Origin of the sequence: Clostridium sp. MSJ-8, assembly GCF_018918325.1 — a bacterium.
Lineage (GTDB): Bacteria > Bacillota > Clostridia > Clostridiales > Clostridiaceae > Clostridium.
In genome coordinates this window covers 1-9,440 of record NZ_JAHLQH010000027.1, presented here as the reverse complement: position 1 = coordinate 9,440, position 9,440 = coordinate 1, and the positions used below count along the sequence as shown (strand labels likewise).

Genomic DNA, 9,440 nt, shown 5'->3' with positions numbered 1-9,440 from the left:
ACATAGCATAGAAAGAAAAGAGGCGATAGAATATGTCAGATAAGAATCCAAAGCATCCTTTGAAGAAAAAACAAGCTAAGGCAAAGGACAAGAAAAAACACGTTTATGAATAGAATAATAAAAGAAAAATCCAATGTTATTTTGATATGATTAAAATTATCAAGTAACATTGGATTTTTTTGATTTACATAATATTAATCAAATGTTAAAATTATCTTTTAAAGGAACAGCATATTGTTAAAACTATTGCACATATTACTCTCACTGTAGATGATTATTCAGATTTCAATAGTATGCAGTTTCACGAACAAATAGGATATCATTTGGTAGGACAAATTGATTATTTAGGTTATAAATTTGGATGATGTTATATTGGAACATATTATAGATAAGTTAATATGGATTCCTATGGATAATATGCCAGAAATACGTTCTTTTAATGAGGTTAGAGCTAAGTTTAAATTATAGAAAAGTTATAAATAGGTGGGGGATTTATGAAATCAAAATGGTTAGATAAGAAACTAAGTGCGAAGGAAAATATGAAAGATAATAAGATGCTGATATATTTGATATTATTTTATTTTATTATAGGGAGCATTTTATACATAATATCTGTAATAACTAAGAATCCTAATGGGGGATGTGGAGTAATAGGAATGATTTTATTTATTCTAAGCTTTATTTTAATTATTGTGTTTTTCTTGAAGTCATTCGTATTAACTAAAAAAATGACTATTATAAATCTAAAAAATAAGAATTTTACTCAAAAAGATCTAGATCTATTAGATAATGAATTGGATAAGAATGAATATAAAGAAATAACAATCAAAAAATTCAAACTGATTTTTACAAATAATTATTTGATTAAAAATAATTTGTTATACAATAAAGTAGATATATTTAAAATTAGTCATTTATACAAAATTATATATTGGTATAGTGGATATCACATATCTCTAGATAAAGAATTTACACCTGATCAAAGTAATGGATTGATTGAATTTTACGATATAAATGAAGAAGAAATATTTGCATTTAATGAACTTAGAGAAGATTGTGAAAAGATACTACAATATTTTAAAGAAAATAGAAAAGATATTGTTTTGGTAGAAAAGAGAAGAGATTAGATGATACAAAAGTGACTAATTAAGTATTGTATTATTAAAAATACTTATGGTCTTTTCTAGTAAAATGTTGATGCATAATAATAGGTTTATTAAATATTATTATGTTTACTATTTATATTAGAAAAAATTATCAACATTCTGATGGAAAAGACCATAAATAAATATTACTTATTCTATTTGGAAGTAGTTAAACTGGTGTTTTAAAGTATATTTGTAAGTATATTATAATTCTTTTTTGTTATCTGCACCTGGTGTAGTAACAATTATTTTTTTAGGAGTGATAATTAATGCACCCTTTGCAGTTGCAGCGCCTTGAACTGATTCTTATTATAGAACTTATACTTGGAAGATTATAGATGTTAGTCAAATAATAAGTAACTATTAAATTTAATAGTTAATTGAAATGACATAGTATATATTTTATAATTGAGAAAAAGAAAAAGAGGTGGGTAAATTGTCTGTTACTTCAATAACAACATTATTAATATATATGATTATATGTTCTTTCACTCCAGGGCCTGGTAATATCCTCGCATTAAATACAACTAGTAGATATGGATGGAATAAGAGCAAACGGTTGATTTTAGGTATATGTGTAGGATATGGAGTGGTGCAAGCTATATGTACAATTACTATATATGAGCTAAATCAAGTATTTAATTCTATATTAGAATTATTAAGATATATAGGTGGTATATATATGGTATTTCTTGCAATTAAAATCATGAGAAGTAAATTGGAGGATGAAGAAAAAACAGATAAACAGCCTACATTTAGAGAGGGATTTTTATTACAATTAGTTAATGTTAAGATATATTTTTACATAACATCTTTGTTGAGCATATATTTTATTCCTAATATAAATAGCATTATAGGACTTGTATTAGCAGGAATATTTGCAGTAAGTATAGGAAGCATTGCGAGTCTTACATGGGCATTTTTAGGGGTTAAGCTAGAGAAGATTTATAGAAAACATTTTAGAATTATAAATATTGTATTAGGATTATTTCTGATATATTGTGCTTATTCTATAGTAAGGAGGATGTAATAAATGTATAAAAGAAAATTGAACAAAGATATTCGTTGTCCATTAGAGTATGGTCTTGAGATATTTGGTGGCAAATGGAATTCAAGAATTATATGTGTACTTGCTGCTAAAAAAGTTTTAAGATATAGTGAGCTACGAAATGAAATGGGGAATATTACAGATGCAGTATTAGCATCAGCATTAAAAGGTTTAATTGCAAATGATATTGTAGTAAGAAAATCATATAATGAGATTCCACCTCATGTTGAGTATTCATTGTCAGAGAAAGGTTTATCAGTTGTACCTATTTTACAGAGTATATGTAAATGGTCGGGAATATTTTATAAGGAAGATAGTGATAATATAATGTCTCATTGCCAGAGATGTGATTATAAATAACATAGGAGTTGAAGAATATGAATATACAATACACTACAGAGAAAAAATTTACTAAGAAAGAGGTGCAGGATTTATTTCTATCAATAGGATGGATTTCAGGACAATATCCATCTAGATTATATAAAGCACTTATGAATTCATCAACTGTTATTACTGCATGGAATGAAAATAAGTTAGTGGGGTTAGTACGTGTACTAGATGATACTGAGATGGTAGCTTTTATGCATTATGTTTTAGTGCACCCAGAATATCAAGGACATGGTATAGCAGCAACTATGATAGAGATGGTTAAAGATAAATATAAAGACTATTTGTACATAGAAATTATGCCAGAAGAGAGTAAAAATGCAGCTTTTTACAAAAGATTTGGTTTCAAGGTAATGGAAGATGGAGTAGCAATGCAGTTATGTAATTACAACAAGAAGGACTTGTAACATTAATAAAGGGAGAATTAGAAATGGATGCAATATGGATTAAACTATAAAAAGGAAGATACCATTTTGGGGTATCTTCCTTTTTAATTACTATATTCATAAACCGTTCTATAATATACTCATAAACCATTCTACTGTCTTAGGATCGTAATGTGAGAAGAATAAACTCTCACCACCATCTAAGGCTTCAATAGCTTTCATATCATTTTTGTCTAACTTGAAATCAAATACGTCAAAGTTTTCCTTCATTCTGTCTACATGAACAGATTTTGGAATGACAACCACATCACTTTGTAGTAAGAAACGAAGTGCAACTTGAGCAGGAGTTTTATTATATTTTGCTCCTATTTCTTTTAATTCTTGTGTATTAAAATAATCATTTTTTCCTTCTGCAAATGGACCCCAAGACATAATTTGTGTTCCATTTTTCTTCATATATTCTTTTGCTATCTTTTGTTGTTGGAAGATATGTGTCTCAACTTGATTTATTGCTGGTTTAATTTCTGAAAAATGCATAAGATCTAAATAACGATCAGGGTAGAAGTTAGATACACCTATTGCACGAACAAGACCATCTTTATATGCTTCTTCCATTGCACGATAGCTACCATAATAATCTCCAAATGGTTGATGTATAAGTAGTAAGTCAATATAATCTGTCTTAAGTTTTTTTAGAGATTCTTTAATGGATGCCTTTGCCTTTTCGTAGCCTGCATTAGTAATCCATATTTTAGTTGTAATAAATAACTCTTCACGTGGAAGACCACATTCTTGTATTGCAGCTCCAACTCCTTCTTCATTACCATAAGCTTGTGCTGTGTCAATACTACGATATCCAACTTTAATTGCATCTAACACACAACGTTTAGTATCTTCTGGTGGAGTTTGATATACTCCATAACCTAACATAGGCATCTTTACTCCATTATTTAATGTTACATATTCCATAGTTATTTCCTCCTTTATATTTCATATAGTGAAATAATATTTAATTATCAATAATCCTTACAATATCTAGTTTACTTATTTTGGACCTGGATGTACAATATAAAATAAGAAAAGTAGATTTCATAATATGAATAGTGGGAGAGATAGTATGCTTAACTTAAACGAATTAGAACAATTAATTTCATTTGCAGATAATAAAACATTATCTAAAGCTGCTGAAAGTTTACATATATCACAACCAACAATTACAAGAACTATGCAACATATAGAAGATGATTTTGGAGTAGATTTATTTATACGTGGTAAGAATAAGATTGAATTAAATGAAACAGGACGAAAAGCAGTAGAGTATGCAAGAAAGTTATTATATGATGCCAATAATGCAATTAAGATGGTTCAAGAATATGATAAGAAACTACATACTATAACTATAGAAACATGTGCCCCAGCACCTTTATGGTCATTGTTACCTACACTATCTGCAAAGTATTCAGATAATTCTATTACTTCGAAGTTATCAAGCATTAAAGATATAATAAATAATGTATTACAAGGTGATTGTGATATAGGGGTTATCCCATTTGTTATTTCAAATGAATTAATAAAAGATGTACCATTCATTCAAGAAAAATTATCAGTTTGTGTTCCTATACATCATAAATTAGCAGAATATGATGAATTATCATTTGAACAATTAAATGGATTTAATTGTCTATTAAGAGATAAAATTGGTTTCTGGACAGAATTATGTTATGAGAAAATGCCAGCTTCAAAGTTTCTTATACAAAGTAATGAATTTGATTTGAAGGAATTAATACGTACATCTACTTTGTTATGTTTTACTACTAATCTTTCTAATAATTCAGAAGAAATATTTTGTGATAGAAAGATTATTCCTATAATAGATGAAGAAGCTAATGTTAAGTATCATTTAATATGTAAAAATGACAAGTATGAGATGTTAGATTGTTATGCTTAAATGAGATCCATCAATGTACGAAGAATATTATATTATTAACAGAAAAACATAGTTATAAAATATACTTAATAAGCATATTTAGATAGTTAAAATAAGCATTAGACATAGTTTGATGGTAGTGATAATCTATAGGTGTCTAGAAAGGACACCTTAATTATTTTAATGCCTAAACAAGTAGAGAATTATTATAAATATAGGCTTCAAAAGGAAGTGAATAATTCAGTGAGAATAAATGAAGTAAGTGAAAGATATGGCGTACCATTAGATATTCTAGAACAATATGAAAATTAGAATTTAAATAGTAGAGAAGTAGATAGTTATCAATATGATAATGAAGATATTGAGAAATTAGGAATGATTATGACACTTTATAATATAGGTTTTTGTAGTGATGAAATAGAACAATATATGAGACTACATTTACAAGGTATTGATACTGCATCAGAACGAATAAAAATATTACAAGAAAAGAGAAATGAAATATTAGAAGAAATTCATAATATAGAAAAGAAAATAGAAGATTTGGATTACCTTAGATATATGATCAAATTGAAAGAATAAAATTTTTAAGAGTTTAGAAATTGTTTAGAAAATACTTCTTATATATTTAGTTATATTTATTATATTAAATATAGAAAATAAAAAGAGGTGTTTTGTATGAATATAGGGTTATTCACAGATACCTACTATCCAGAAATAAATGGAGTAGCGAATTCTGTATATCAACTAAAAAAAGAATTAGAGGCAAAAGGAAATAATGTATATGTATTTACAGTAAGCAATCCATATATGAAAGAAAAAGAAAATAATGTTTATAGATTAAAGAGCATTCCTTGTTTATTATTAAAGGAACGTAGGATAAGTTGTTCCATATTAAAGAAATGGTATAGAATCATAGAAAGTCTTAATTTAGATATTATACACACTCAAACAGAATTTGTGTTAGGTCATCTAGGTAGAAAGGCAGCACAAAAATTCAATATTCCATTAGTTCATACTTATCATACTATATATGAAGATTATACTCATTATCTTAGAATACCAGGAAATGAGAATTTAAAAGGAATTATAAGAAGCTTTAGTAAGATATGTTGCGATAGAGCTGATGAAGTAATAGTTCCAACAGATAAGGTTAAGAATATATTGATCAATTATGGAGTTTATAAGCCAATTGTCATTCAACCAACAGGAATTGATATAAGTAAATTCTGTATAACAGATTATAACAAGGTTCAAGAATTAAAAAGAGCTTATAATATTAAACCAGATAATCATGTGATGATAAGTATAGGAAGATTATCTAAGGAAAAGAATCTTCATGAAATTATTGAATTTATGAGTTATATAGTAAAGGAAGATCCTTTGAGCAGATTAATAATTGTTGGAGATGGACCTGAGAGAGAAAATCTAGAAAAACAAGTATTTAGTATGGGACTAAAAGATTATGTGACATTTATAGGAGAAGTTGAATGGAAGGATGTTCAGAATTATTATGCTATAGGAGATGTATTTGTATGTGCATCAACTAGTGAAACACAAGGACTTACTTATTCTGAAGCATTAGCAGCAGGAAAACCATTATTAGTACGTGAAGATGAATGTTTAAATAATATTGTTGTAAGTGGAGTTAATGGTTATTCATATAATAATCTTCAAGAATTTAGTGAGAAATATCATAAATTATTTGACAATGAAGAATATATATCTTTATCATCTAATACTAGGAAAAGTATAGAAAATATATCTTCTATGGAATTTGGAAAAGGAATAGAGAAGATATATACTGATGTAATTGATAGATCATTTAAGAACAAGAAAGAACATCTTTATACTACAATTGCTTAAAAATAATCATATAAGATTTTCCTTAATTAAGCTAAACTACAAGAATTGACTAGAAAAAAGCTAAATGTTAAGCTTTTAATATATAAATAAGAAAAGCTTAACATAAATAAAAATAAGGAGGATTTATGTTATGATTAGACAGATAAGATATTTTCAAGCAGTTGTACAGAATAATAGTTTTTCAGAAGCAGCAGAAGAATGTAATATTTCTCAATCAGCTATTTCTCAGCAAATACAGGCGTTAGAACGTGAATTAGGTTTTAAACTATTAGAACGTAAGAATAGAAGATTTAATTTAACTGCTGCAGGTGAATATTTCTACCAGAAGAGTTTAATTCTTATTGCTGATTATGAACGTATATGCAAGGAATCTAGAAAAATTGCATTCTCAGGAGAAGCTATTTTACGTATAGGATATTTACGTAGTTATAATGGAGATGAATTAAAATATGCAATAGAAAAATTCTCAGAGAAATATCCTGATGTAACAATAAATATTGAATATGGCAATCATGAAGAGTTGTATAGGATGCTAGAAAATGGTGTTGTAGATATTGCACTAAATGATCAAAGAAGAGCATTTTCAGATACATTTGTTAATGTTATTCTATCTACTAATAATAGTTCTATAGAAATATCTTCTAGGAGTCCTATTGCATCATTACAAAGTATAAGTCCTCAAGAATTGAAGAATATACCATGCATATTAGTGGCCTCAAATACTCAAAAAGATATAGAGAGAGAATATTATAGAGACATATTAGGATTTCAAGGGGAGTTCTTGTATACAGAGAACTTAGAAGCAGCTAGATTATTAGTTATTAGTGGCAAAGGTTTTATGCCAGTAGAAGGTACAGGTAAAGGCACAGAGTTTGGTACATCTATAACTAGAATTCCATTAATTTATGGAGATAAGCAACTTACAAGGAATTATTGTGCTTTCTGGAAAAAAGATAATTCAGGATATTATGTAGAAGAATTTGCTGATATTTTAAAAGAACAGTTTGTTTAAGTTCGTATTAGAAAAACTTATACAAAATATGCAAAAGACAAATTGATGAAAAAATGTTTAATTCCTATAATAAAAATTAATAAAGGTTAATATTTATATAGGAAGGAATGTGAGTATAAATGAATAAAGAAGTTATGATTGTAACTGGAGCAGGCCAAATAAGTATGGCTATAGCTAGAAGAATGGGATATGGCAAAAAAATTATATTGGGTGATAAGAATATAACAAATGCAAAGAAAATATCAGAAATAATGAATCAAGCTGGCTTTGATGTTGAACCAATTGAAATGGATTTATCATCTAGAGAATCTATTCTTAAAATGATTAAATTAGCAGCTTCTTATGGAGAAATTAAGATGCTTGTTAATGGTGCAGGCGTTTCTCCAAGTCAAGCAACTATAGAAGAAATATTAAAAGTTGATTTGTATGGAACAGCTGTTTTGTTAGAAGAAGTAGGCAAAGTAATTGCAGAAGGTGGTGTTGGAGTTACAATATCTAGTCAATCTGGATGGAGAATGCCACAGCTTACTGCAGAAGAAGATAGAGCATTAGCTACTACAGAATCTGAAAAATTATTACAATTAGATATTCTTAAACCTGAGAATATAAGAGATACATTACATGCATATCAAATGGCAAAACGTTGTAATGAAAAACGTGTTATGGCTCAATCAGTAGAATGGGGTAAACGTGGTGCGAGAATAAATGATATTGCGCCAGGAATTATTGTTACACCACTTGCAATAGATGAATTTAATGGCCCACGTGGTGACTTCTATAAGAATATGTTTGCAAAATGCCCAGCTGGTCGTCCTGGAACAGCAGATGAAGTGGCAAATGTTGCAGAATTATTGATGAGTGAAAAAGGAGCATTTATAACAGGATCAACTATATTAATAGATGGTGGTGCAACTTCATCATATTATTACGGACCATTACAACCAGAGAAATAAATAATTAAAAGGGTGGCGAAAAAATTGAAGAAGATTATAACAGTATTTTATTCACGAAAAGGCGAAAACTATTGGAATGGAAGCATAAAAAACCTTGAAATAGGCAATACCAAAAGAGTAGCAGAAATGATTCAAGGTGCAGTAGGTGGAGATATATTTGAAGTAGATTCTGTGAAGAAATATTCAGATAATTATAATGAATGTATTGAAGAAGCAAAAGATGAACTTAATAGTGGAAAACTAGTAGAAGTAAAAGAATATAAAGACAATCTCGAAGATTATGATATTATATTTGTTGGATATCCTAATTGGTGGGGTACAATGCCTATGGTTATGTTCACATTTTTAAAACATTACAATCTTATTGGCAAGAAAATAATACCTTTCTGTACTAATGAAGGAAGTGGTATGGGAACTAGTGAAAGAGATTTAAAGAAAATATGTAAAGGTGCTGATATAGAGAAAGGACTTTCAATCCATGGAGCAGAATCAGAACAATCTAGAGATAGGGTAGTTGCATGGGCTAATGAATTTGTATAACCTATTACAAGAAAATACAAATAATTTACAAAACTAATGTTGTTAGTTAGTATAAAAAAGGGGCTGTGAAAAAATGAGAAATCATTTTTTCACAACCCCTTTTCAATTATATTTTATAAATAATTTTCACAAAGATAATAAAAAATGAGATAATTGCCCCTTTCCCCAAAAAGTAT

At 28.0% G+C, this 9,440-nt stretch carries 12 protein-coding genes; 11 read left to right on the top strand and 1 reads right to left on the bottom strand.

The window, feature by feature from the left end:
• Positions 1-494 precede the first annotated feature (494 nt).
• From KQI77_RS04970 to KQI77_RS04955, 4 genes are all read left to right on the top strand, one after another.
• A complete protein-coding gene (locus tag KQI77_RS04970; protein WP_216389030.1) occupies positions 495-1,127 on the top strand; it encodes a hypothetical protein in 633 nt (210 codons plus the stop codon).
• 454 nt (positions 1,128-1,581) lie between these two features.
• Positions 1,582-2,175, top strand: coding sequence for a LysE family transporter (locus KQI77_RS04965; RefSeq protein ID WP_216389028.1), 594 nt, complete (start codon positions 1,582-1,584; stop codon positions 2,173-2,175).
• Between the two features lie 3 nt (positions 2,176-2,178).
• The gene (locus KQI77_RS04960) at positions 2,179-2,553 is read left to right on the top strand and encodes a helix-turn-helix domain-containing protein (protein WP_216389026.1); all 375 of its coding nucleotides are present in this window, start codon (positions 2,179-2,181) and stop codon (positions 2,551-2,553) included.
• Positions 2,554-2,570: 17 nt separating this feature from the next.
• Positions 2,571-2,987, top strand: a complete 417-nt coding sequence (locus tag KQI77_RS04955; RefSeq protein ID WP_216389024.1) for a GNAT family N-acetyltransferase — start codon at positions 2,571-2,573, stop codon at positions 2,985-2,987.
• A 108-nt stretch (positions 2,988-3,095) separates the two neighbouring features.
• On the opposite strand, the gene KQI77_RS04950 is transcribed toward KQI77_RS04955, so the two are convergent.
• Positions 3,096-3,935, bottom strand: a complete 840-nt coding sequence (locus KQI77_RS04950; protein ID WP_216389022.1) for an aldo/keto reductase — start codon at positions 3,933-3,935, stop codon at positions 3,096-3,098.
• Between the two features lie 148 nt (positions 3,936-4,083).
• Between KQI77_RS04950 and KQI77_RS04945 the strand changes: the two genes are divergently transcribed.
• From KQI77_RS04945 to KQI77_RS04920, 7 genes are all read left to right on the top strand, one after another.
• Positions 4,084-4,914 (top strand): LysR family transcriptional regulator, encoded by an 831-nt coding sequence (locus KQI77_RS04945; RefSeq protein WP_216389020.1) that lies wholly within the window; start codon positions 4,084-4,086, stop codon positions 4,912-4,914.
• A 132-nt stretch (positions 4,915-5,046) separates the two neighbouring features.
• On the top strand, positions 5,047-5,205 hold the full coding sequence (locus tag KQI77_RS12960; RefSeq protein WP_253289353.1) for a hypothetical protein: 159 nt from the start codon (positions 5,047-5,049) through the stop codon (positions 5,203-5,205).
• A 69-nt stretch (positions 5,206-5,274) separates the two neighbouring features.
• Positions 5,275-5,475, top strand: a complete 201-nt coding sequence (locus KQI77_RS12955; RefSeq protein ID WP_253289352.1) for a hypothetical protein — start codon at positions 5,275-5,277, stop codon at positions 5,473-5,475.
• Between the two features lie 96 nt (positions 5,476-5,571).
• Positions 5,572-6,759, top strand: coding sequence for a glycosyltransferase (locus tag KQI77_RS04935; protein ID WP_216389018.1), 1,188 nt, complete (start codon positions 5,572-5,574; stop codon positions 6,757-6,759).
• A gap of 130 nt (positions 6,760-6,889) precedes the next feature.
• Entirely contained in the window at positions 6,890-7,771 is an 882-nt protein-coding gene (locus tag KQI77_RS04930; protein ID WP_216389016.1) for a LysR family transcriptional regulator, read from the top strand.
• A gap of 119 nt (positions 7,772-7,890) precedes the next feature.
• The gene (locus tag KQI77_RS04925; protein WP_216389015.1) at positions 7,891-8,724 is read left to right on the top strand and encodes an SDR family oxidoreductase; all 834 of its coding nucleotides are present in this window, start codon (positions 7,891-7,893) and stop codon (positions 8,722-8,724) included.
• Between the two features lie 24 nt (positions 8,725-8,748).
• Complete coding sequence (locus KQI77_RS04920; protein ID WP_216389013.1) at positions 8,749-9,264, top strand: flavodoxin; 516 nt, start codon at positions 8,749-8,751, stop codon at positions 9,262-9,264.
• Positions 9,265-9,440: the final 176 nt, after the last annotated feature.

What these genes read in the sequence shown, in the direction of transcription:
- KQI77_RS04955 (WP_216389024.1), top strand. Translation starts at nt 2,571, where the DNA reads ATGAATATACAATACACTACAGAGAAAAAATTTACTAAGAAAGAGGTG.
- KQI77_RS04925 (WP_216389015.1), top strand. Translation starts at nt 7,891, where the DNA reads ATGAATAAAGAAGTTATGATTGTAACTGGAGCAGGCCAAATAAGTATG.
- KQI77_RS04960 (WP_216389026.1), top strand. Translation starts at nt 2,179, where the DNA reads ATGTATAAAAGAAAATTGAACAAAGATATTCGTTGTCCATTAGAGTAT.
- KQI77_RS04930 (WP_216389016.1), top strand. Translation starts at nt 6,890, where the DNA reads ATGATTAGACAGATAAGATATTTTCAAGCAGTTGTACAGAATAATAGT.
- KQI77_RS12955 (WP_253289352.1), top strand. Translation starts at nt 5,275, where the DNA reads ATGACACTTTATAATATAGGTTTTTGTAGTGATGAAATAGAACAATAT.
- KQI77_RS04950 (WP_216389022.1), bottom strand. Translation starts at nt 3,935, where the DNA reads ATGGAATATGTAACATTAAATAATGGAGTAAAGATGCCTATGTTAGGT.
- KQI77_RS04970 (WP_216389030.1), top strand. Translation starts at nt 495, where the DNA reads ATGAAATCAAAATGGTTAGATAAGAAACTAAGTGCGAAGGAAAATATG.
- KQI77_RS04945 (WP_216389020.1), top strand. Translation starts at nt 4,084, where the DNA reads ATGCTTAACTTAAACGAATTAGAACAATTAATTTCATTTGCAGATAAT.
- KQI77_RS04935 (WP_216389018.1), top strand. Translation starts at nt 5,572, where the DNA reads ATGAATATAGGGTTATTCACAGATACCTACTATCCAGAAATAAATGGA.